Consider the following 24,008-nt stretch of genomic DNA (forward strand, 5'->3'; position numbering starts at 1 on the left):
GTAAACACGCCCGGACGCACAGCATAAGTCCGGGCGCTTTTGTATCTTATTCCGGATAACAGGATATCAGGATGAGCGTTTGTCCGGATTAGGCGGTGTGACTTCGCTGTCCGGTTTATCAAAGTAGGCGGCGAAACCACTGCGGGTCGGTTTATACGGCCAGTAATGATGACCCACTCGGATCACCAGGGTTGCCAGCGCCAGAATCAACGCGGCCAGAGACAGCCAGACAATAAATACCCCATCAATCTCTTTCATCCCCAGAGTGATGTAACGGGCGATAGCCATGATCGCGATATAGATAGGGTAGCGAACCGGTATTTTACCGTGCGAGACAAACTGGTGCACCATGGTCAGCACTTCCAGATAGATAAACATCAGCAGAATATCGGTTAACAATACCGCCTGGGCAGTAAAGATATGCTTAAATTCATTGGCGATGGCGAATAACGTCGCCAGTGTTATCGCGACCAGTAAGACGGCCTCGATAATATGGTAAACCTTTAGAAACAGCTGGGTGAATTTTTTCGATAGTGACGATTCCATTGCTTTACATCCATATCATTAACATTAATGCCATAGTAAGAGGTCTGGGTTGGATTGGCGAGATTTATTGATAATTCAGCCGATTGATTAGGTTTTGGCCTGAGCAGGCTAGCGTACGGATATTGCAGCGAAGTGATCATACCGGTTGTGACTTCTTAGTGGATGGAATATTTTCTCCGCGGATGAAATTGCAGCAGTTAGTCAATCTAATTTTGCATGGCTTCAAATATAAATATTATTTTAAATCAAAAAATAGCCGCTGGAACAGGAGTAGGTTGGATGGGATTGGTTTATTTGAGGGAGTAAAGATGACCACATTCAAAGTATTTCTCAGAGATCTGCTGGGGTTAGTTTTGATTCTTTCTACGGTGCTGGCATTGTTTAGTCTGTTGTTAGATCTGACTGCGTTGTTTGCCTATCTTCATCATGATTCAGGCCATGCCTCATTACTATTGCATGAATCTTTCTATCTGTTGGTGTTTTTTATTCCGCCCTATTTCATTGGGAAATACATCAACCGGGCCGAAGTGGTGCAAGCGGTGGAAGATTTTCTGCTGATGAAAAGTAAGCAGTCATAATACCTTTCCTGCCGCGGACAATATGACCTTTGCTGTCGGGATCAAAGGTCATATTCAGAGGGCTTTACAGCCCCGGCAGATCTAACCTCAAGTACTGGTACTGACCGGATTCAAGGTAGGCCAGTTCTTCCTGATAGCCAGAACTAAGCAGGGGAAAACGCTTGTAGGTCTTCGGATCCAGGCTGTTGACTTCAATATGAAATCCCGGTGCCTGTCGGTCGCGTTTCCACTGATTGCGAAACAGCAATTTGAAAAACTTCACGGTGTAATCAGCCATCAGCGATTTGTCTATCGCGGTAAATTCTTCGGTCATTGTTTCAAAAGTATCACGGGGTGGCATCCCGGCTTCGAGGGTGAGAAATACCATGCGATCCAAGACATCAAACGGCATTAAGTCGTCCTCATCGCGCTGCTCTCCCGGGCGAAGCTCAGCGGTCGGACGCTGATTATTAATGTAGGACAAGGCACTGAGCTTCATGGTTTGACCATCCTGATAGCAGAAGCCGTGGCGCTCAAGCCACAACAGTAACTTGAGAATACGCGTCTTGGTGACGCCGCAGATGGGCGCCAGCACGCCTGATGAATCGCCATCCATGGTGCAGTAACCGACCGCGCCTTCAGACATATTGCTGGTGGTCAGCAGCAGCTTGTTTTCGAGGTTGGCGATAAACCAGATGCTCGGAGAACGCACCCGTGCCTGAATATTTTGCAGGGCGATATCATGCTCCTCCCAGTTGAGATCCAGCGCAGTGGCTTTGGCTACCATCGCTTGGTAGTTATCAACTGCTGCACTGATATCCAGGCTGAGAAACTTTGCGCCAAAAGATTGTGCGACTTTCTGCGCCGCTTCCCGGGTAACCGGCCCGCTGTTGGCGCTGGCCTGATAAGCGGTGGTGAGCATATTGGCCATGATGGCGCGCGCGGTTTTCAGTACGACTTGCTGGCAATCTGCGCCCGTTGAGTGCTTGTCAAATTCGCTGATGCGCTGGCTGGTGAGAAATTTACTCAGATGTGCTGGTAACCGACATTGGCTGCCTGCTGCGGTTTTCGCGATGCGTTCTCTTAATTCAAACACCACGGAGCAGTACACACTACTGGCGACCAGGGCGGAATCGGCGCCGCCGCTGAGCGACAAGGCGTAACCGTCAGTGCCGGTTTTTTTCAGCCAGTCACGCAGGCCAAGGGCGATGGCTCGCAACGCTTCTTCATGTTCTTCGTGTTCGCTCTCCTCCCAGGGTTGGTTCAAGGGTGTCGGTGTCAGTTTGTGCATCAATTCGCTGTCGCTTAATCCAACCTCAATGGTCTGCTCGGAATCAAAATCATGCACCTCAAAGTAGCGCTGACTGTTACTGAGCTGGCCAATACGGCTGCGTGACAAATCGACATCGGCACAGATGACTTCCACATCACTCATGTGCAGACGCTCTCCTTTGGCAACCAGCATTCCGTCGACCGCAATCATAGCCCCGCCATCGTAGATAGCTCGGCCTGATTCACAGCCGGACAGATTCGACAGCACGTAGCAAGCGGAGTAGACGCGGCTGGACTCTTCAACCAGGCGTTTACGGGTTCGAAACTTACCGATCGCGAAGTGACTGGCGCTAGGATTGGCGATGACATCGACACCCTGGTTAAAAAAGCGCTCTGAAGTGCGGTTGGCAACCCAGGCATCTTCACAGATTTCAAACCCGATTTTTACCCCGTTGATTTGGTAAACCGGGTTGCCAATCGGTGTTGCTGTTTGCATCCCGTCGAGTTGCACTGCGCTGTTTTTGCTGCCGGTCCAGGGCGTGAACCAGCGCTGCTCATAGTGCAGGCCATTGGCTGCCAGATTGCGTTTTAACGACATGCCGTGAACGCCTTTGCGGGTCACCAGGGCGACCGCGTTATAAATGCGGTTGTTGATCATCACCGGCAGGCCGACGGAGACCGCCATACTGCGCGGAATGAAACGGGCCAGAGCGCCGACACTTTTAAGGGCGCGCCGGGCGACATGCGGGCTGTGGAAGAAATCCTCACAGCCGTAACCGGATATCGACAGTTCAGGCGTGATCAGCAGCGTCGCACCGCTCTGATGGGCAAGTTCAATGGCTCGTTTTATGTTGGCCAGATTACCACTCCAGTCCATTGGAGTCTGGTTGAGAGAACAGGAACTGATGCGCAGTGTGGTCATAGTGAATCCTTTCTTGTTTCGCAATAAGGGCTTAGCGATAGCCTCTGCAAAGTGTATATGATGCAGACCGACGTTGCGCAGGCACTGATGTTATTTTGTGTCTTGCGCCAGCAACGGGCGCAGGAAGCTGCGTTCATAACTCAGTACGCAATCTGTCTGCTCGGCATACTCAAAAGCGGCCTGGCAGTCAGTATCGGCGACGGAGTCGTGACGATATTGTTCATAGGCGGCTAAGGACGGAAATGAGAACAGGGCCAGAGCAATATTGTTGGCGCCCTCGGCCGGTAGAAAGTAGCCATGGTGTGTGCCACCAAACTTCTCCACCAGCGGAATCCACATCCGCGCATAACGTTCAAATTGAGCGATTTTTTTCGGGTCGATAACGTATCTGACGTGACAGGTGATCACTGTGCCTCCTTGGTAAGTGCTTATTTGATAAGTAATGAAGTGCTTATCGGTTTACGTTTGGGCAATGGGGCGGAAATTCAAGCAATGCAGGGTGACAGCTAAGCGAGAGTCGCGCATAGGCCTGCCGGTTGCACCGGAGCTAACGGATCAACCCTTGTTCAAGTAATTCAGGGAAGACGTAAGATTTGAAAATGGTCGAGATAGGGGTCTGAGCGACATTGGTGCTGTTAACCCACTTTATTTCGGCGATTTCTGCACTGGCTTTTATTTCGCCCTGATAATGATGAACCGTAAACACGCTCATCTCCAGTTCTACCTGATCATGGCCGGCCGCGTTGGCGGTGTAGACGTTATAAAACGAAATATCGGCCTCAGTCAGGGTAATGCCAATTTCTTCATTCAGTTCGCGGACAAGGGTCTGCTGAGTCGATTCTCCGGCTTCAGGTTTGCCTCCGGGAGCAAAAAAGACGTCTTTGCCTTGGGAGCGAACGACCAGCAGAGAATCGTTCTGAATGATGATGCCAGCTGATTTTTTCATGTGTCCTCTAGGTTCAAAATGTGTGGATGACGATTACCGCCCATCTGAAAGGGATAAAAAAACACCGCTTCAGTGAAGCGGTGTTTGATAAGGTTACTTCGCTTTACGACGTCTGCGCAGCCACAGCAGTGCCAACACGACCACTGCAGCGCCAACGCCCATACCCACTCGGGACAGCATCAGCAGTGGTGATGTCTCGCCACCGGCGCGCAGGGTTTTGACCCGCTCAGTGCTGATGGTGACATCACTCTGGCCAATCTTTGACATCAGATAATTGGTCACGGCAGCGACTTGTGCGTCAGTCATTTCGGACTCAAACCCCAGCATGCCCTGATCTTTCTCAGGCCACACCCCTTCCAGAATCACCATCGCCACGTTATCGGCGGTTGGTTTGTTCAGGATTGGATGATCTTGCAAAGGAGGCAAGCCGTTCAGGCCACGGCCTGACAAGTTATGGCACGACGCACAGTTGTTGACGTACAGGGTTTCACCTTCGCTCATGTTGGCCAGTGCCTGCGGTGTATCGTCACCTTCGACCTTGGTCAGAGTGTTAGGTGTACCCGCCACCGCCGCATGATACTCGCCGCCTTCCGGCAGCAGGTAGGTTGCAATGGCTGACAGATCTTGTGACGTCATGCGCGAAAAGCTTTTATCAATCGCTTCCAGCATCGGACCTGCGGCGGTCGCCCCATTACCGGCATGGCCGGTGGCCAGATACTGGGTCAGCATCTGACGGGTCCAGTACGGCTTGCCTTGCAGCGCTTCAGCGCTGATGTCCGGTGCATACCAGGTGCCCAGTGATGCGCCCTGCAGGTACTTATCCTGTTGTTCTGCCATCAGGAAGTTACGCGGAGTGTGACAGGTACTACAGTGGGTCAGTCCCTGTACCAGATACGCGCCGCGGTTCCACTCGTCAGATTGAGTACTGTCCGGCTGGTATACCTCGTCGTCCAGAAATAGCAGGTTCCACGCCGCCATGCTGAAACGCAGGTTGAACGGGAACGGCAGTTGGGTCTCTTCCGGTTTCACATCCACTGGCTCTACGCCGTGCATAAAGTACGCGTACAGAGCAGAGACATCTTCGTCGGTCAGCTTGGCATACGCTGTGTAAGGCATTGCCGGGTAAAGCTGGCTGCCATCGCCGCGCACGCCTTCACGTAGTGCCGCGGCAAATTGCTCTTCGCTGTAGTTACCGATACCGGCCGTTTTAGACGGGGTAATGTTGGTACTGTAAATGGTGCCCAGCGGGCTGCCGATCGCGTGGCCGCCGCTGAATTCAGCCTGACCTTCTTCGGTGTGGCAGGCGCCACAGTCACCGGCGATGGCCAGGTATTCACCACGTTTAATCAGATCATCCTGATCGGCCGCCTGAGCATGACCCAGTGCCAGAGTCAGTGCGCCTGCAGTAAACAAACTTCGCCAGTATTTAGCCATGTTGAGTCTCCTGAAGAATTTTGTCTGCGGTGCGCAGTGCCAGCGCCATTGCGGTCAGCGTTACGTTACAGGTTCCGACAGTTGGCATCACACCAGTACCAACCATAAACAGGTTTTCGTGGTCATGTGAGCGGCCCCACTGGTCGGTGACGCTGGTGGCCGGATCGAGACCCATAGAAAGGGTACCAGTGATGTGCTGACGGTTTTTGAACTTGCCTTCTTTACTGTGTTTGATGTTGGTGGCACCCAGTTTGGTGGCGATTTCATCATAGTATTGGTAGGTTTTCTCTGTACCGCGTTGTACGTAGCCATCGGCGTCTTTCACGTTCCAGAACATGGACGGTGTCGGCAGACCAAGCGCATCTTTGTTACTGCTCAGTGTCACGCGGTTGTTTGGATCCGGCAGTTGTTCCAGACAGTTTTTCAGGCTCATACGACGTGCTGCGCGGAAGCGGATTTCTTCCTGCAGTTTCTTACCGAAGTAGCCTTCAGCCAATACTTCTTTGGTGACTGATGCCAGTTTGGACGAGTTAGAAATATCGATGCGGAACGGTGCATGTTCACTGCGGAACTCGCCGTCACGAAACTGGCCGATAGAGCAAGGGCTGACCGGACCGCGGCCAGGCCATACTTCTTCATCCACGTCGAAAGTGATACCAATTGCCGGGTGATCACACAGGTGACGACCCACGTTGTCGTGTGAGTTGGCGATACCCTGCGGGAACTTGTCACTGACCGACATCAGCAGCAGTTTTGGTGTCTCAATCGCGTTGGCCGCCAGGACGAAAGTTTTACCAGTGACGCGGTGGCTGACTTTGTTCCAGTCATAGTAGTTCACTGCGACAATGTTGCCTTTCTCGTCGTGTTCCAACTGATACACCACCGCTTCGGTAATCACTTCAACACCGCTGTTGACCGCTTCTTGCGCGGCCAGACCACCGTGATATTGTGCATCGATAGGACAAATCGGCATACAGTTATTGTTTCCACAACAAGCCGGACGGCCATCATAACTGCGGCTGTTACGGCCGGTGCTGTCATCAATAACCTCAAACTCAGGCGCCAGACGCTCGGTGACGCGGCGTTGCAGGTAAGAGGCTGGAACGGCTTCCATCGGGAATGGTTTACTGCGCGGCGAACCGTTGTTCGGTGAGCCACCGACACCGGCGATCACTTCCGCTTGGTAGTAATAATCTTCCAGGTCTTCATAGCCGATCGGCCAGTCCTTACCGACACCATATTGGCTACGCTGGCGGAAATCGTTGGGCAGAAAGCGCCACAGCTGAGCAGCCCAGTGCCAGCTGGTACCACCAAACATGCGGATATACTGTGCAGAGAAAGGATTTGGGCCCGCCTGGTGCAAATAATCGTTTGGTTCTGGCGTGTAACGAGGGTGCGGTGCTTTCTCGGAATAAGGATAAGGCGACATGAAGTCCGATTTGAAGGCGGAAGTGCGGTAGCGCTCAACCAGCTCATCGCGGTCCAGTTTTGGCCCTGACTCCAGCACCAGGACAGATTTGCCTGCTTTGGCAAGACGGGTGGCAAGTAACGAGCCATTAATGCCCGCGCCGATAACCACAACGTCAGCAGAATTTTTATTGTTCATAACGACATAACTCTTGTAATGGATTTAAGGCTGTTGTGCCCAACTGCCAATCGGACCGTACGAGAAGCTCGGTGGTACGACTTTGTCACTTACCAACTGGTTGGCCAGATTGTTGATGTAGGTGACATACAGGGCATCAAAGCCGGTGCCGACAACGCCGTTGTACCAACCGCTGAGAATTTCTTTCGCTAACTGTTCGCTGTTGGCGTGGATGTCACCGAAAGCCAGTTGCTCTTGCTCCAGCAGCTCTGGTTGGCTTTGGAATAGAGTTTTGAGTTGGATCAGGCTGGCCGCGAAATCTTTCTGGGTCTTATCCAGGGCGATAACCAGTGCGTGTGCGACAGTTTCGTTAAGTGTGTCGATACCGGTCAGTAAACGTGACACCTGGAGAAAACCGTCCAGTTGAGGCAGCTTGGCTGGCGGTTGTGCTGCATGCAGGGAAGACAAAGGCAGCAGCTGTCCAGCCGCTCCGGCAATTGTCACTACCCCGACCATTTTCAGCACACGACGGCGTGAATAGTTTGTCATAATAGTTTCCAGTGAAGGTGTGCCACCTACAGAAATGCGGGTGACTCATTGAGCGTCATCTTATTATCGCTGTATTTGATTCTTTGGCGTTTTGATAGTTTAAACATGACTTGCTTCCGGCCATTCTGATGTCATCCTTTGCATTTGAGTTCGGATTATTATTCTGAACCGCTTATTATTAATTCAGTTTTAACTTGTCGGTACAGATTGGTCACCGATATGCACTGCTATGCAATGGTGGACGTTGATGAACTTAACCCTATGGATGACCTTAACCCTATGAATGTGTCACTGTGGCAAAAACGTTTGCCTGCTTACTATCAAATCGGTAGCGATACTAGTAAACAGCCCTAAAAAATACAATACAAAATAAACAGAATAAGAACATTTGATCCCTATGTGTTTTGGTTTATTAACATTAGTAACTTAATTTTATTGATGTATTATTTTGTTGAATGGGTTGGGGTTTTCTTACCTGATAAAATAGGGGATGAGAATATTTAAAGTCGACGAAAAAGCATGCTTTATTTTAATTTAATTTTTATGCTTGATAGGTGGGGTGAATATAAAATTGTCTCAACTTGTCTGGTTTTATACCTTGTGTTACCTATATATTAGGTTCCACTGTTAATTCCAGAAAAATGCCACAACCAAGACTCGAATTTTCTTTCCGTATTGAAATCCAGGTATCTAAACCTATTGTCGTTAGCAACGATAAAGAATTGGGCAAACGCCAACTGATCCCGATTGAATCCGGAGTGGTCAGCGGTGCGCTGAGCGGCAAAGTGCTGCCTGGTGGTATCGACAGCCAGATCATTGATAAAGACGGCTTGTGTCGCTTATCGGCCCGTTATGCGATTGAAACCGATCAAGGGCAGACATTTTATATTGAAAACAACGGCATTCGCCGTATTCCTCAAGAGTGGCGCGAGCAACTGTTTTCGGATGATATGAGTTTCTTCAATCAACTCGCGCCGGAAGAGATCTATTTTAAAACCACCCCAAACTTTGAAGTCTATAGCTCAGAGCTGAAGTGGTTGACGGAAAGTGTGTTCATCTGCAGCGCTCAGCGCAGTGCCACGGGTGTCTTGCTGGATATGTACCAGGTTCAGTAATCTGGTCATTCTCAACAGCAGTCTGCTGATATAAAGGAAGATGGCTTTGCTTGTGCGCTCAGACCATGTTCACCGCGCTGTTCGATGTCGCGTACGGAGTGATGGTTTCGCGGCCGAGCTCTGTCTGCATCAGTCAGCACAAGTCCGGCCACATTTTGCTGCAGATACTGGCGGACCAGAGCTAACGACAGGACTCTTTTACTCTTAGAGATCGACGCTGTTGGCCTCAGGAGAGAACTCGGTTTGCCTGAGCAGGGGAAAATCCTTGTGCTGGTTCAAGCGTCACTGGAGTTCGTCCTGCGCATGCGGTAGTATCGCCGGCCTTTTTGGTACAAGAGTAGGAGTTAGCAGATGTTCATAGGGTTTGACTACGGTACGGCCAACTGTTCGGTCGCCAGAATGCAGGGGACAGAGCCGGAACTGATTGCTGTGGAAGGAGACAGTCTCTATATCCCCTCAACCCTGGCGGCACCGACCCGGGATAGTGTCTCGGAACATCTGTTTCGCCATCGCCAGATTAAACCGCTGGATACGCTGGGTGAGCAGTTGCTGCGTCGTTCGGTAGCGGCTAACCGCGATGAAGATATCGACCTGCAGCCGGATGACCTGGTATTTGGTCAGGCTGCGTTGGATCTTTATCTGTCTGATCCGCATGAGGTTTACTACGTTAAATCGCCGAAATCTTTTCTGGGTGCGATGGGCCTGCATGATATCCAGCTGCGCTTTTTCGAAGATCTAGTCTGCGCCATGATGGACAACATCAAGCGCCAGGCTGAAATGCGCAGTGAGGCAGAAATCCGTGATGCTGTGATTGGCCGCCCGGTTAACTTCCATGGCCGCGGGGGGCAAGATTCTAACCGTCAGGCGGAAGAGATCCTGCGCCGAGCTGCTAAACGGGCAGGTTTCGGCAGTGTTGAATTCCAGTTTGAACCGGTGGCGGCAGGGCTGGAATATGAAGCGACTCTCAATGAAGACAAGACGGTACTGGTAGTCGATATTGGCGGTGGTACGACCGATTGCTCATTGATTCAGATGGGACCAACCTGGCGTGGTAAAGCAGATCGCACTGAGAGCCTGATTGCCCACAGCGGGCAGCGGGTTGGCGGGAACGATCTGGATATCCATCTGACCTTCAAGCAATTGATGGCGCCGTTTGGCTATGGCAGCCAGACACAATCCGGACTGGAAATGCCGATTACTCAGTTCTGGAATCCGATTGCGATTAATGATGTCAGCGCGCAGAGCAAATTCTTCGCCCGTGAAAATCTGGCTGATCTGAAACGTCTGCACAAAGAAGCGCGTGAGCCGGAGAAACTGGCCCGCCTGCTCGCGGTGTATCATGACACTCTGGGTTACAGCCTGGTGAAAAAAGGCGAAGAGGTCAAAATTGCTTTGTCAGAGCAGGCGAGTGTAACGGCACAGCTCAAGGTTCTTGCTGAGCAACTCGAGATAGAGGTGCAGCGCGATGCGATGATCGAAGCGATTGAAGCGCCGAAAAGTAAGATGATTGAATTGGTTAGCGAGGCGGTACAACAAGGCGGTGTCACGCCGGATGCCATCTTTATGACCGGTGGTTCTGCGCGGTCACCGATTCTGCGTGCCGGGGTTGAGCAAGTATTACCGACTGTGCCTGTGGTAAGTGGTAACTACTTTGGTTCGGTCACCGCAGGTTTAGCGCGCTGGGCGCAGGTATGTTTTGCCTGACTGTTACGATACCGTGTCTATATTAAGCCTTCTTCGGAAGGCTTTTTTGTATGCGGTGACATTCATATCTTATTGATATGCAGTCAGTTGATCTGATTGGACGCGCTATTTTTTACCCTGCTAAATACAGGGTCTTTTTCTATACTCAATACGGGGACAGGACATGCGGAGGTGAGTATGACTGTACATACCCGAATGGACCATTATTTAAAAGATCACCACATTCCGTATCGCAGGATTGTGCATCGCCATAGCAACAGTTCTCTGCACAGTGCTCATGCTGCTGCTGTTCAACCGATGCATCTGGCTAAAGGCGTGGTACTGGAAGATCATGATGGCAAACACTTAATGGCCATATTACCGGCGAATGCTAAAGTCAGTTTGTCGGTGCTGAACGACGAGTTCCAAGCCAAGTACCATTTGGTGAAGGAACGCGATATCTATCAGATGTTTGACGACTGCGATCGCGGCGCAGTGCCACCGCTGGGGAGTGCATACCACATGAATATGGTGTGTGATTCCTCGCTGATGGAACTGGATCATGTGTATCTTGAGTCCGGAGACCATGAGACCTTGATTCGCCTCGACAAAGACGCTTTCAACCAACTGATGGAGTTCAGCCACAGCCGAAAACTGCGTTTTGGTACCGAGCTTTTCCACTAACGGCTAGTCAAAATCAAACCGGGTCCTGGACCCGGTTTTTCTTTATCGCTCAGTCTGAGCCGCTGTAGCTGCACGCAGTGAACGGTGCGTGTCCTTATTAGGTTCGCAACGGAGGTGTAGGATAGGAATAAAGTTTCATACTAATTGCTACTACTACGCCCGAATCGAGCTACAGCCGAGTAGTAAAGTATCATACTCGTTGTAGCTCACTTCTGGACAGAAGCGTTTTAGTGATTTTCCTAAATTAGTAAAGTACGGATAACTTTTCGTATTGAAAAGTGACGCCGCGTTGCGAATCCGTCTTTAACGCTTGTATGTGCCTGACACCACGATCTACTTAACATCTATTGCTATGCCAGTGGAAGTTACCAAGCACCTTTTAACCAAATCAACTCGGGCTGATTTCGCATAAAAACTGCCATCTGAGTTCGAATACTTACCCCATAGCTGATAGCTTCGAGCCTGTCCTCTAAGTATGTTAATCGTAATGTAATGAACATTATGCGTGCCACTAACCTTTACGTAGAACTTTTGGTCAATTCCATGTGGCAGCATTCCTTCCTCCTTAAATGAAGACAAACACTCTAGTCCCTGCCAACCTAACTTGCCTTTATAGTAAAGTTTATTATCACCATAAGTAACCTCGATAGAGGATGATGGGGTTATATCTCTAATAAAGTCGCCGTAATAGTCAGGGATATACGGTTGATAAATTATTTTCAGAAGCAACCAACAACAAAAGATAATTGCTATTAACTTTAAGAATTTTATTTTCTCTTTCACAACGAGACGCCAGCCTAAAAATTAAAAGATATCTACTTTCCATAATACATACATTGATGTAGTTTAAGCTTCATAGCTTTCTATACGGCTTTTAGCCGCTTTTCATACTCCTATCATGTAGCCTTTCCAATCACAGTTCAATTAACAATCAATAGTTTAATGAGATGTTATGGGTATTAGATTGCAAGATGACGCATAATTTTTAAAAAGCTTACTTCGACACTTCCTCGAATAACTACAGGTAAGGCAAACGTACAATCACAGATTGTGAGTAGACTTTCGCGCTGAGAAGGAATGGGGCATTTTCGATTTAGGAATGGTAGCAGTATCGACTGTGATCGCTGCCATATTAGTATGATACTTTAATACTCAGTATGAATCTTTGATACTTGGTATGAGACTTTATTCCTCTCTCACAGGAGGTGCGGTTGAAGTGCTCGAATGATCTGCTGCTGTTCTCAATTATGGTGCCCGTGTGTATGGTAAAATCGAGTATAATAGCGGGCTTGCACAGAGGAAGGGACAGCGACCGAATATGGACATCAGTTATCGTCAGCTCAAAGCGTTTATTGCGCTGGCTGAAGAGCAGAATTTTACCTATGCCGCTGAAAAGGTGCACATTACCCAATCGGCATTGAGCCAGATGATGAAGAAGCTGAGCCAGCAGCTGGCGAGCGAACTTTATCAGCGTAAGGGGCGTAAAATCGAGCTGACGGAAGCGGGTAACCACCTCTATCAGGAGGCGCGTTTTATTGTGAACCGTCTCGATAAACTGGTGCAGGAGAATCACGACCGTCAGCATGGCTACAACAAGTCTCTGGTGGTGTCATCACTCTATACTTTGTGTGCCTCACTGGCGCCGAAAACACTCAATGATCTTAAGCGTCGTTATCCGGACTTTACTTTTCGTCTGATCGAAGAGCGGGTCGACGATATCACGCACTCGGTACTGGAAGGACGGGCCGATATCGGCATTAACACCAATCCCAATCACCCCGATCTCAATTTTGATCTCCTGTTTCGTGACTATCTGTGCCTGGTGTGTCGTCAGGACCATCCGCTGGCTGAGCTCGATGCCATCAGCTGGGAGCAGGCGCATCAGTTTGCCTCGATTGGCGTCAGTCCGGGCAACAGCCTGCGTACCCTGGCGGACGAAGCGTTTTCACGCATTGGTCTGACTTACGATCCGGAATTCAGTGCGTCGCATACGTCAACGCTGCTGGGCATGATCGCCAGCGGTCTGGGGTGTGCGATTTTGTCATCGACCATCGGCGGATTAAATCACAGTGCGGATATTCGCTTTATTCCGATTGTTAAACCGGTTCAGTATCGTTTGGTGGGGCTGATTACGCGCAAAGAGATGCAACGCGCTCTGGTGGATGAATTTACCCTGATCCTCAAACAGCATGTCGGCGATTCCAATTTACTGGCTGCGGATCCGCAAATGGGTACATCCGAAGATGCACCCATTTTATGCTAGTGACCTGAACTTGCGTCGCCGGTCGTTTACATCGGACCGACCGGCAGACCGGAAACCATGTAGAGCAGGAAACAGGCGCCCCAGACGGAGAACAGGACCAGAGCATACGGCACCATCATGGCCAGGAAGGTGCCAAACTTCACCTCGGGGTTGTATTTGGCGATTAACGCCAGCACCATCGGAATATACGGATTAGTCGGTGAGATAATATTGGTGGTGGAGTCGGCAATCCGGTAGCCCATCTGCGTTACTTGTGGCTCAACGCCCAACAGCATAAACAGCGGGATAAACACCGGTGCCATAATGGCCCATTGTGCCGAACCACTGAATACGATCAGGTTCATCAGCCCGGCCAGAATCATAAATACGGCCATCATCAGCAGCTTAGGCATATCCACTGACGAGATCCATTCTGCGCCATTGACCGCGATGTAAATCGCCAGATTCGACCATTTGAACCAGGCGATGAACTGAGCAATCACGAATACCAGCACAATATAGCCACCGACCCCTTTCAGCGCTTTGCTCATCAAATCCGGCACATCACTGGCGCTTTTAATCGTGCCCGCTTTGTAGCCGTACACCACCGCATTCATGATGAAGAACGCCATAATGACCGGAATAATTCCTTTCAGAAATGGTGACGGTACCAGACCGCCTTCAGCATTACGCAGCGCAGAGTCTTCCGGCCAAATCAGGGCCACTAAAGCCGCGATAAAGAGCAGCGAAGCAATACCGGACCAGCGCAGAGCGGTTTTCTGCTGCTCGGTGACGGTAAAGGAGAGCTCATCATTGTCGGCTTTGGCCGGCATTTTGTGGGCAAAACGTGGCTCGATATATTTGTCGGTCAGCAGGGTTCCGGTCACCACCAGAATAGGCACTGAAATCAGCATGAAGTACCAGTTGGCCGCCGGGCTGACTTCTACCGCTTCAACAATTTTTGACGCCTCGGTTGAAATGCCGGACAGCAGCACATCGGTGCCGGCGATGAACAGATTGGCGGTAAAGCCTGCTGCGACCGCAACAAAACCGGCCGCAATCCCGACAATCGGGTTGCGGTTAGTGGCGGCAAAAATCAGCCCGGCCAGCGGTGGGATTAGGATAAAAGCGGCATCGGACGCCAGGTTACCGATAATGCCGGTAATAAAAATGGAGGCGGTAACAAACTGGCGCGGCGCGTTGAGCAGGGAGTGCTTAATGGCACTGTCGGCCAGGCCTACTTCCTGCAGCAGTCCCACTGCCAGCATCATGCACAGCACCAAGCCGAGAGGCTTGAATGAGACAAAGTTATTGACTGTGGACTGGAGGATATACACCAGTCCGTCGCCGCTGAGCAGGTTTTTAACCTGCACCACTTCACCGCTGGACGGGTGAGTGACGCTGCCACCGTTGATCGAGAGCAGCCAGGACAGCACCATCACGCCGAGACAGAGAAAAATAAACAGATAGAACGGGTGGGGAACCTTATCCCCGAATCGCTCGATGCGATCAATCATCGACGTCCGCGACGCCGTTTTTTGAGAAATTGCGGTCGACATGGTCAGTACACTCCTGTGTGAAAATGGGGGAATCATTCCCCCATGGTCCATTTTTCTGCTATTTATATAATTGATTGATATTTAAATAATTGGCTATGATTGAAGCCTGCTATTGCTGTTCGACTAATTGAATAAAATAGGCCGCGCCAATCGGCAATAAATTATCGTTAAAATCGTAGCCTTTGTTGTGCAGGCCAACGCAACGGGTGCCGTGTTCGCCGCTACCATTGCCAAGGAAGCCATAACAGCCCGGAACTTTCTCGAGGAAAAAAGCAAAATCCTCGCTGGTCAGTTTGGCTTCGCAGCCAGGATTGACCTTATCGGCGCCGACCACCGCCTGAGCGGCCTTAATTGCCAGCGCCGTTTCGTGCGGGGTATTGACCGTCGGCGGATGAGAAATCGGGCCCAGTTTAAACTCGGCGCTCATTCCTTGCGCTTTGGCGCTGTATTCGACCAACTGTGTCAGGTTGTCAACCAGACTATCACGCGTCTCCTGACGCAAGGTACGGAAGGTGCCATTCATATGCGCCTGATCGGCAATCGCGTTGGTGGTTTCACCACAGTGCAACTGGGTGACGGAAACAACAATCGGATCGAACGGATCATAACGGCGGCTGACCATGCCCTGGATGCCCTGATAAATATGGGTGGCAACCAGCAATGGATCCTGGGTGGTATGCGGCAGTCCGGCGTGTCCGCTTTGGCCGTTTATGGTGACAAACAGGCGATCGGAACTGGCCATGATCGGCCCGGTTTTAAAGGCGAAATGGCCTTCCGGCAGGCCCGGCATATTGTGCAGAGCGTAACAGGCATCGAGCGGGAAACGTTGCAGTAAGCCGTCTGCAATCATGGTTTCCGCACCGCCACGTCCTTCTTCCGCCGGTTGGAAAATCAGCACCACTTTACCGCGGAACTGGCGGGTGGACGCCAGATAGCGTGCGGCCAGCAGCAGCATGCTGGTATGGCCGTCGTGACCACAGGCGTGCATTTTACCGTGATGGCTGGAACGGTGTGCGAAGGTGTTCTCTTCATGAATTGGCAGCGCATCCATGTCGGCGCGCAGGCCGATGGTGTTGCCGTCGCCCAGTTGGCCATAAATCACACCGACAACGCCGGTTTTGGCAAAATCGGTACAGATTTCATCCACGCCATATTTTTGCAGCTCAGCCACCACCAGAGCCTGGGTGTGGTTTTCTTCAAACCCCAGCTCAGGATGCTGGTGGATAGTATGGCGAATGCTAATAGTCTCAGCGACCCAAGGCTGTAAAACCTCAATAATGTTCATGCTTCTCCCCTTTCGTTAAGAAGGATTTAACACTATTGAAACATGGCAAACAAACCGGATTACTACTCAAACTATTAGTGTTGCTAATAGTGATTCAGCCAACAAACATCAGCATGCAACCAAACCGTTATACTGGGTTGGAATAAACAGGGTTACAATAAACAGGGTTGAAATAACAAGCCGGGCATTATACCCGGCTTGGTGATCCCCGTTTTTAACTTGGCCGCTGGTCAGGATTGGTCGGGATAGTCTCTCTGACGACCTTGCGGGGTAGATTGGGTGCGCCAATGCTCCTCGCGATCATATGTTTCATCGCACAGGTCGATGGTAAATCCCATATCACGCACCTCTTTCAGGGTAAGGTTGTCAGCCAGATGAGTGACCTGACCGGCTTTATTACGTAGCTCCATACCGTCTCCTTGAGTGAGTGTTGGACATCAACAGCAACCTAAGTATAGGCGACACCAGCTGATTGGGGCCGGGCATCAGCAGGACCGTCTCTCTGAGCAGGGTTAGAACATCGCAATCGAGATCAGCGCATCTGGTTGAGTATTTTCTGGCATACTGCTTCCGCCAGTTGATGGCTGGCAATGTTGCGATTAACGACGGCGCTGTCGAGCTTGCCGCTTTGTACCACGTTCAGCCAGTCCTGAATCATAGGGGCGAAGCCTTTTGCGGTCAGCATCGGCGTCCAGTCCTTTAACGCCAGTGTGGTCTGCTGGTTGGCCTGCCAGTGCTTACCGGCGACAAAAGAGTCAAATTCGTAGCCTTGATTGACAAACTGCGCACTGACCCTCTCGCTGGTTTGGCCAAACTGGCGGTTCATTGAGGCATGCAACAGGGTTTGGCCGTGTTGCCACTGAACATCCACCCGGGCCAGTTTCGTCGCATCGAGCTGGTGGGTGATGTACACATCCTCAATGTCCGCTTTGGCATACAGGTTGACGCTGTCGAGCGGGTGGATAAAGTCATCAAACAAAAATGTACGGACATCACCGCTATGATTGTAGCGATGCTTTTCCCAGCGCAGAGCGCGTAGATCGTCACGGGCGGCGCTCTGCACGCCGGCAAGGTGCTGATTGAACAACGGGATATGACGGCGGTTAAAGCCGACATACAGAGGCTGGCGGTGCTGAGCGGCGACTTCATACAGGGTTTCACAGGCGTGAGCGCTGTCTGCCAGCGGTTTATCCACGAAAGTTGGGATGCCATGGGTGAGGAAAAATGCCGCGATTTCGGGATGGACCGCTGTCGCAGCGTGGATCATCACCGCATCGACCTGCATGTCGATGAGCTGTCGGTAGTCAGTGCAGCTGTGTGTCACATGATAGCGACTGGCCAGCTCGGCCAGAGTCTGAGTGTTACGGGTACAAAAAATGACTTCGACGCCAGGCCAATGGGCGATAACGGGTAAGTAAGCTTTCTGGGCGATATCCCCCAGACCGATCAGGCCGATTTTCATGATGAGCTCTCTGAGAATTGATAACAAAATCAAGGCTAACGCTTGAGAGAGCTCGATACAAGGTGAAAAAGACGTAGTGTTCAGCAGGCCGGAAAGTGTGAGGTCAACACCGGGATCTTAGGTCAACACCGGGATCTTAGATCAACACAGAGAAATTAGGTCAATGATCCACGGTAAGGCACGCATGTAACCCGGAATGGTGACCGCGAGAACGGCCATGAAGGCTGATGAGCTGACTCATTCAGAATGGGCTGTCACGATTGAGCGTGTTACAGATTTCAATGATCGCCAGTGACATTCCTGACTTGATGATTTGCTGCTGACGTTGCAGATGCAGGTTATAGAAGGCCAGATCAATGTCATCTTCCGGCTCGTCAAGTGGGCTGAGTTGGACCATACCCATCTTTTTAACCAGATTGAGCGCCTGAATGGCAGCCACTATGTTGGGATCAGTAAAGCTGTACTCGGCACCATCGCTGTTGAGCTGGTTGCGCAGTTTAATCACACTTTCAATATCATGGTAAACATCGTCCGGAATAACGCCCAGACCGTACAATAATTTGAGACGTACCGACAGGTTGCCCAGCGGGCCGGTGTCCTGCAGCAAAGGCCCGACGACTGACTGCACCGCAAAATTATCTTTACGAAAGATGCGTTGCATCAGGGCGTCAATGGCTTCGCTGAATACTTCGACGGTCTGGATGAAAAAACCCCGTACTGATGGTGCATCGTTCAGTCGTTCCAGGATCTCAGTTTCGTTAATTTTATCTACCATATATGATTCTAAGCTACGTCTCAGGAAGGAGGGCAAACTGCCCTCCAATCTAGCTGCATCATCAAAGCTGGTTGTATAACGACTCAACGGTCTCTACTTCCACGCTGTGTTCATCCAGGCCAGTGTAATGTGCCAGTGTTTTACGCACACCCTGATCACGGATAGATTGCTGCAACTCTACAGCTTGCGGGTCGCTGTCGTTGGTGTATTTCAGCGCGGCCGCAATGCCTTTTAATAATGTTTGGTTGTCCACGCCGTACTCGATGGTGCCAAGTAACGGCTTCACCAGGCGATCGTTGGCACCCAGTTTACGGATTGGCTGGCGGCCTACACGGTCCACTTCGTCCACCAGATAAGGGTTGGCAAAGCGACCGAGAATCTTCTCGATGTAGGCGGCATGCTTGTCTTTATCAAAGCCGTAACGACGAATCAGCACTTCGCCGCTTTCCTGCATTGCCTGTTTAACCTCGGCACGAATCTGCGGGTTTTCAATCGCTTCACGAATGGTTTTATGACCATTCAGGCAACCAAGATAGGCGGTAACGCAGTGGCCGGTATTGAGCGTAAACAACTTACGTTCAACAAAGGCCATCAGGTTATCAGTGCGTTCCATGCCTGCGATAGCCGGAATCTCACCTTTAAACTGGGTTTCGTCGACAATCCATTCACTGAAGGTTTCAACGGTCACGGCCAGCGGATCGGTCTCACCGGCTTCTGCCGGTGGTACGATGCGGTCTACGGCCGAATCGACAAAGCCAACCCGTTTTTCAACGTCGGCTCGTGCTTGTGCGGAGAGTTTTTCAAACACCGCCTCTTTCAGCTGGCTGGTACCACGTACCATGTTTTCACAGGCGATGATATTCAGCGGTGTAGTGATACCCTGACTGAGGCGTTTTTCCAGACCCTGAGCCAAGGTGCCTGCAATGATTTTCAGCACGGTCGGCCCGACAGCGGTGGTAATGATATCAACTTCTGCAATGGAGTCGACAATCTTTGCGTCAGTTGAGTTAATCGCATCCACACCGGTCACGGTTTCCACTACGCAAGTCTCACCCACCACTTTGACCGGATATTCGTGACGCTCGCTCAGTGCCTGAACCACCACGTCGTTGACATCGGCAAAGGTGACGTGAATATTTGCGTCTGCCAGTAGCTTACCAATAAATCCCCGGCCAATGTTGCCGGCGCCAAAATGTAACGCTTTCATAACTATTCTTCCACCCAATAAAATTAGCAATCTAATAAATAAGGCCAGTCGGGGGAGACCGGCCTTCGTCTTAAAGGAGCATGGTTGTGGTTAGGAGTTAGCCATTCAGAATCCGTAGCACATCGTCCGGATTGGTGGTGCTCTTGAGTAACTCGACGGCTTCTTCATCATCCAGTGCGTTGGTGATGGCAGTGATAACCTGAATATGTTCATCACCCTGAGCGGCGATACCAATCACCATTTTGGCGATATCGTCTTCCTCTTCACCCCACTGGATGCCATCCGGGAACTGGCAGAAAACAATGCCGGTTTTCTTCACATACTGTTTGGCTTCGATAGTGCCGTGAGGGACCGCAATCGATTCACCCAGGTAGGTCGACACGAGTTTTTCGCGCTCCAGCATACCTTGCACATATTGAGGCTCGACGTTGCCCAGCTTCACCAGTTGCTCACCCGCAAACTTGATCACTTCTTCTTTGCTCTTTGGTTGCAGGCCAAGAAAGATATTGTCGTTGGACAGTTTCAGTGTTCCGCCTTGCTCAGCTGCGCTTTCTTGCACAACCTCTTCCTGCTTGTTACCGCTGTCCATGGCTGTCATCAGCTTGGCAACCAGACTGTCGTACAGGGAGTTGTCGAGGAAATTGGTCAGCGAAATATGGTACGCGTTGGCGGCATGCTGGCGGGCACGGTCCGTCAGATCGCGGTGGGTAACAACGATGTCCACATCGCCAGGCAGGCTGTTAATCGCCAGGTTAGTAACATCAATGTTCAGGTTAGCGGCTTGGACCTTCTTGCGCAGCAAGCTGGCACCCATTGCACTTGACCCCATACCTGCGTCACACGCGACGATGATTTTGCGTACGTTTGCCATATCGATGTCTGCTACCGGAGCGCTCTGACCTTTCGACGTCGCTTTCATGCCCTGCATCTGGTTGGTCGCTTTTTCCAGCGAGTCGTCATCGTCCGCTGTCTGTTTCTGAGTTTTCAGTAGCAGAGAGGCAATCACACACGATACTGCTGCAGAGCAGATAACCGACAGAATCACACCAACGAAGGCTGACTTAGGCGTCATGAGCAGCACGGCAAAAATAGAGCCCGGTGATGCTGGTGAAACCAGACCAGAGTTGAACATCACGTTAACGAATACACCGGTCATACCGCCGCCAATCATGGCCAGAATCAGACGCGGGTTCATCAGAACATATGGGAAGTAAATTTCGTGGATACCGCCCAGGAAGTGGATGATAGAAGCACCTGCAGCGGATTGTTTCGCACTGCCTTTACCAAACATCATGTAAGCCAGCAGCAGACCTAAGCCCGGACCCGGGTTCGCTTCAATCAGGAAGAAAATAGATTTACCCATTTCTTCAGACTGTTGGATGCCCAGTGGTGAGAAAATACCGTGGTTGATCGCGTTATTCAGGAACAGAATCTTCGCTGGCTCTACAAAAATGGAAGTCAGAGGAAGGACACCAGTATCAACCAGAACGTTTACGCCCGCAGCCAGTGCGGTTGACAGCGTTTTCACCGCAGGACCGATAACCAGGTAAGCGATGATCGCGCACAGCATACCGATGATGCCTGCTGAGAAGTTGTTGACTAGCATTTCGAAGCCGCTTTTCACTTTACCGTGGATAGCCGCATCGAATTTTTTGATCGCCAGACCGCCCAGAGGGCCTGCAATCATTGCACCCATAAACATAGGGATATCGGTACCTACAATAACACCCATAGTGGTGATGGCACCGACGACCGCACCGCGATCTCCGCCAACCATTTTACCGCCGGTATAACCGATCAGCAGTGGTAGCAGGTAAGTGATCATAGGACCAACCATGGATGCCAGTGTTTCGTTTGGCCACCAACCCGTTGGAATAAATAATGCGGTAATGAAACCCCAGGCGATAAACGCACCAATGTTCGGCATTACCATGTTGGACAGGAACCGGCCAAAATTCTGTACCTTGACCTTCGCTTCTGGTGATAACATATGTTTTCCCCGTTCGATGTTCTGATGAAATTTTGTTGTTGTAACGGTTTCGCCAAAAACCGTTGATTAATGAGTACACAATTAATCTAACACACAAATTTCAGTCGGAATGTAGGGCGGGTTTTTAGTGATAAGGATCACCAAATTAGGGTTATCCAAATTCTTTTTTAGTGATCATGATCATTTAATTATGATGTAATTTTGCTACAAAACACTGTAATTAAGTTTTGCAATGTATTTTTGATGCTTGATGTCACATTTGTGATATTTTATAAAATAAAAATAAAGTGACAAAGATCACGAAATGATTTGTTTATTAGCTTGGTTAAAAACGCTAAGTGATCTACATCACTCATTACTATTTATTTCAAAAGTCGAAATAAATAGGCAATAATCCTGTTGATGAAAATGTAATTTAGATACGAAATTACGACAGGCAAGTTACAGCGATCGCAACCACCATACTTGATGTGTTCATTAATTCATCAATGGCCTATGACAGGCTCTGGGCGCGGCATGAGCACAGCGAGCAAAAAGCGAGAGGCTGTTTGCAGGTGTGGAACGGTTTTGGCTCATCTTCTGCTCGCTTGCCTGTATCGGCAGGCGATTAAATCGGTGCCGGAAATGGGTCGCCTGTACAAGAGTGGCCGCAAGCTCTGCTTAGTCGATGCACCACAACCCTTAAACCAGCCAATGCCGGTTGAGCGGGCAGGAAGCGGGTTGTGAGATCAGTAAGAGTGTTAATCAGTTATTAATCTGAATTTAAAGGGTTTGGTTGACGGTGTGAACGGTTTTTGCGCTGCTTCTCAAACTGAACAATAACAGCGGAAGTGGCGCAGTGCGTCAGGGGTAAAGAGTTCAGTCAATGACCGTTCCTTGCTAGTATTCTGCCACTTTCAATAATGACAATTAGAATTTGCACATGAAAGAAAACGTCATTGTTTCGGTTTCGTCTATTCACGGAACACGACACTTTCATCTTGGCAAATGGTATCGACACTGCCTCAAAGGGGCAGGTTACGCTCTGCTCTGTGGCGCGTTGGCGACCGGCGGTGCGATTTACTATCTGGTCGGTGAAGTCGATTTTGCCAAATTGAAACAACAGGAGCTGGAAAGCCAGTCGATGTCTCTCAATGAAGAAGTCGTCTCGCTCAAATCGCTCAAACACAATCTGGAAAGCGACCTGCTGGAACGTGAAGAAAAAATGCAGCTGGTGTCTGATCGTCTCGGCGAACTGGAAAAAGTCCTTGGTGTTGATGACAGCGGTGCCGAGCTGGAATCACGCCTGGATGCCGCCGCGATCACCTCTTCAGTCAGAATGGTGATGTTAACCCAAATCCCCAGTGGTGCGCCTGTTAACGATGCAAGAATTTCGTCAGGATATGGTAAACGGGTTCATCCGGTAACGGGGAACGTGAAGTTTCACCGTGGCCAGGATTTTGCGGTCAACATCGGCACTCCGGTATATGCGCCGGCGGATGGCGTGGTGTTGGTCACCCGGCCGAGCAATAAAGGCTCGGGTAACTTTCTGCGTCTGCAACATTCTTATGGCTTTACCAGCTCTTACTCACACCTGAGTAAGTTTGCCGTGCAAAGCGGGGAGTTTATCCAGAAAGGTGATCTGATAGGTTATTCCGGTAATAGCGGCCTCTCGTCGGGTCCGCATTTACACTATGAAATTCGATTTGTCGGCCGCTCATTAGACCCAAGACCTTTTGTCGATTGGGGCGTCAATGAGTTCGAGTCGGTCTTCAGCAAAGTAAGAGGTATCCGATGGGAATCTTTAGTAAACAAAGTCGAGCTAAGAGTCAGCACTCAGCTACAACTCTCATCGCAAAGGGTTGCTCAATTAGTGGACAACTCCGGTTAGAAAGTAATATTCAGGTTGATGGTTCAATCGAAGGTCAGATCCAGGTTGAGAAATCCCTGGTCATCAGTGAGTGTGGCTATGTCAGCGGCGATATCATTGCCGAACATGTCATCATTAATGGTGAGTTTGAGGGCACCTGTCATGCTGACAAAATTGAGATCCTGAGCAAAGGACGTGTCAACGGCCATATTTACAGCGATGATCTCAGTATTGAACAGGGCGGCCGTTTTAATGGCGTTACCCACTCGGCTTCCCAGCCGAGAGTGGCTGAGCTGGTCGACATCAGCGAAGTTAAAGTCGCTGCAGAAGGTTGATAAAAACAAGC

The 24,008-nt window shown here is 50.3% G+C and carries 22 protein-coding genes; 8 read left to right on the forward strand and 14 right to left on the reverse strand.

Annotated features, from left to right (window positions below; all coding sequences use genetic code 11):
* Positions 1-66: 66 nt before the first annotated feature.
* A complete protein-coding gene (locus J0X00_RS02255) occupies positions 67-546 on the reverse strand; it encodes a phosphate-starvation-inducible PsiE family protein (RefSeq protein ID WP_136486978.1) in 480 nt (159 codons plus the stop codon).
* 308 nt (positions 547-854) lie between these two features.
* Between J0X00_RS02255 and J0X00_RS02260 the strand changes: the two genes are divergently transcribed.
* Positions 855-1,124, forward strand: coding sequence for a D-fructose-6-phosphate amidotransferase (locus J0X00_RS02260; protein ID WP_136486979.1), 270 nt, complete (start codon positions 855-857; stop codon positions 1,122-1,124).
* A gap of 64 nt (positions 1,125-1,188) precedes the next feature.
* Here J0X00_RS02260 and nadE read toward each other — a convergent pair whose 3' ends face one another.
* From nadE to J0X00_RS02290, 6 genes are all read right to left on the reverse strand, one after another.
* Positions 1,189-3,297, reverse strand: coding sequence for an NAD(+) synthase (gene nadE, locus J0X00_RS02265; RefSeq protein WP_282476903.1), 2,109 nt, complete (start codon positions 3,295-3,297; stop codon positions 1,189-1,191).
* Positions 3,298-3,387: 90 nt separating this feature from the next.
* On the reverse strand, positions 3,388-3,705 hold the full coding sequence (locus J0X00_RS02270; RefSeq protein WP_282476904.1) for an NIPSNAP family protein: 318 nt from the start codon (positions 3,703-3,705) through the stop codon (positions 3,388-3,390).
* Between the two features lie 139 nt (positions 3,706-3,844).
* Entirely contained in the window at positions 3,845-4,243 is a 399-nt protein-coding gene (locus tag J0X00_RS02275) for an NUDIX domain-containing protein (protein WP_282476905.1), read from the reverse strand.
* A gap of 93 nt (positions 4,244-4,336) precedes the next feature.
* On the reverse strand, positions 4,337-5,677 hold the full coding sequence (locus J0X00_RS02280; protein ID WP_282476906.1) for a cytochrome c: 1,341 nt from the start codon (positions 5,675-5,677) through the stop codon (positions 4,337-4,339).
* Positions 5,670-7,283 (reverse strand): GMC family oxidoreductase, encoded by a 1,614-nt coding sequence (locus J0X00_RS02285; RefSeq protein WP_282476907.1) that lies wholly within the window; start codon positions 7,281-7,283, stop codon positions 5,670-5,672. Before J0X00_RS02285 ends, J0X00_RS02280 begins: the two co-directional genes overlap by 8 nt.
* A gap of 24 nt (positions 7,284-7,307) precedes the next feature.
* Positions 7,308-7,811: a sugar dehydrogenase complex small subunit gene (locus tag J0X00_RS02290; RefSeq protein ID WP_282476908.1), complete on the reverse strand. Its 504-nt coding sequence runs from the start codon at positions 7,809-7,811 to the stop codon at positions 7,308-7,310.
* Positions 7,812-8,452: 641 nt separating this feature from the next.
* Here J0X00_RS02290 and J0X00_RS02295 point away from each other — a divergent pair.
* The 4 genes from J0X00_RS02295 (at position 8,453) to J0X00_RS02310 (ending at position 13,556) form a co-directional block, all read left to right on the forward strand.
* Positions 8,453-8,926 (forward strand): DUF3237 domain-containing protein, encoded by a 474-nt coding sequence (locus J0X00_RS02295; protein WP_282476909.1) that lies wholly within the window; start codon positions 8,453-8,455, stop codon positions 8,924-8,926.
* Positions 8,927-9,277: 351 nt separating this feature from the next.
* A complete protein-coding gene (yegD, locus tag J0X00_RS02300) occupies positions 9,278-10,630 on the forward strand; it encodes a molecular chaperone (RefSeq protein ID WP_218561660.1) in 1,353 nt (450 codons plus the stop codon).
* Between the two features lie 177 nt (positions 10,631-10,807).
* Positions 10,808-11,293, forward strand: coding sequence for a YbaK/EbsC family protein (locus J0X00_RS02305; RefSeq protein WP_136486987.1), 486 nt, complete (start codon positions 10,808-10,810; stop codon positions 11,291-11,293).
* A 1,318-nt stretch (positions 11,294-12,611) separates the two neighbouring features.
* The gene (locus tag J0X00_RS02310) at positions 12,612-13,556 is read left to right on the forward strand and encodes a LysR family transcriptional regulator (RefSeq protein WP_136486997.1); all 945 of its coding nucleotides are present in this window, start codon (positions 12,612-12,614) and stop codon (positions 13,554-13,556) included.
* A 26-nt stretch (positions 13,557-13,582) separates the two neighbouring features.
* On the opposite strand, the gene J0X00_RS02315 is transcribed toward J0X00_RS02310, so the two are convergent.
* The 7 genes from J0X00_RS02315 to J0X00_RS02345 all read right to left on the reverse strand — a co-directional run bounded on the left by J0X00_RS02315 (position 13,583) and on the right by J0X00_RS02345 (position 21,813).
* Positions 13,583-15,094: an AbgT family transporter gene (locus J0X00_RS02315; protein ID WP_282476910.1), complete on the reverse strand. Its 1,512-nt coding sequence runs from the start codon at positions 15,092-15,094 to the stop codon at positions 13,583-13,585.
* Between the two features lie 109 nt (positions 15,095-15,203).
* Positions 15,204-16,379, reverse strand: coding sequence for a M20 aminoacylase family protein (locus J0X00_RS02320; RefSeq protein ID WP_282476911.1), 1,176 nt, complete (start codon positions 16,377-16,379; stop codon positions 15,204-15,206).
* A gap of 230 nt (positions 16,380-16,609) precedes the next feature.
* A complete protein-coding gene (locus J0X00_RS02325; protein ID WP_136487003.1) occupies positions 16,610-16,789 on the reverse strand; it encodes a hypothetical protein in 180 nt (59 codons plus the stop codon).
* 122 nt (positions 16,790-16,911) lie between these two features.
* Complete coding sequence (locus J0X00_RS02330; RefSeq protein WP_282476912.1) at positions 16,912-17,841, reverse strand: Gfo/Idh/MocA family oxidoreductase; 930 nt, start codon at positions 17,839-17,841, stop codon at positions 16,912-16,914.
* 241 nt (positions 17,842-18,082) lie between these two features.
* Positions 18,083-18,616, reverse strand: coding sequence for an MltR family transcriptional regulator (locus J0X00_RS02335; RefSeq protein ID WP_136487007.1), 534 nt, complete (start codon positions 18,614-18,616; stop codon positions 18,083-18,085).
* 61 nt (positions 18,617-18,677) lie between these two features.
* On the reverse strand, positions 18,678-19,823 hold the full coding sequence (locus J0X00_RS02340; protein ID WP_136487009.1) for a mannitol-1-phosphate 5-dehydrogenase: 1,146 nt from the start codon (positions 19,821-19,823) through the stop codon (positions 18,678-18,680).
* A gap of 97 nt (positions 19,824-19,920) precedes the next feature.
* A complete protein-coding gene (locus J0X00_RS02345; RefSeq protein WP_136487011.1) occupies positions 19,921-21,813 on the reverse strand; it encodes a PTS mannitol transporter subunit IICBA in 1,893 nt (630 codons plus the stop codon).
* A 567-nt stretch (positions 21,814-22,380) separates the two neighbouring features.
* Between J0X00_RS02345 and J0X00_RS02350 the strand changes: the two genes are divergently transcribed.
* From J0X00_RS02350 to J0X00_RS02360, 3 genes are all read left to right on the forward strand, one after another.
* Positions 22,381-22,539: a hypothetical protein gene (locus J0X00_RS02350; protein ID WP_282476913.1), complete on the forward strand. Its 159-nt coding sequence runs from the start codon at positions 22,381-22,383 to the stop codon at positions 22,537-22,539.
* Between the two features lie 196 nt (positions 22,540-22,735).
* On the forward strand, positions 22,736-23,683 hold the full coding sequence (locus tag J0X00_RS02355) for a M23 family metallopeptidase (RefSeq protein ID WP_136487013.1): 948 nt from the start codon (positions 22,736-22,738) through the stop codon (positions 23,681-23,683).
* Entirely contained in the window at positions 23,587-23,997 is a 411-nt protein-coding gene (locus tag J0X00_RS02360) for a polymer-forming cytoskeletal protein (protein WP_136487015.1), read from the forward strand. The genes J0X00_RS02355 and J0X00_RS02360 overlap by 97 nt, the downstream gene beginning before the upstream one ends.
* Positions 23,998-24,008: the final 11 nt, after the last annotated feature.

The sequence above is a fragment of the Vibrio sp. ABG19 genome (genome assembly GCF_029962385.1).
In the GTDB taxonomy this organism is placed as follows: Bacteria; Pseudomonadota; Gammaproteobacteria; order Enterobacterales; family Vibrionaceae; genus Vibrio; species Vibrio ostreae.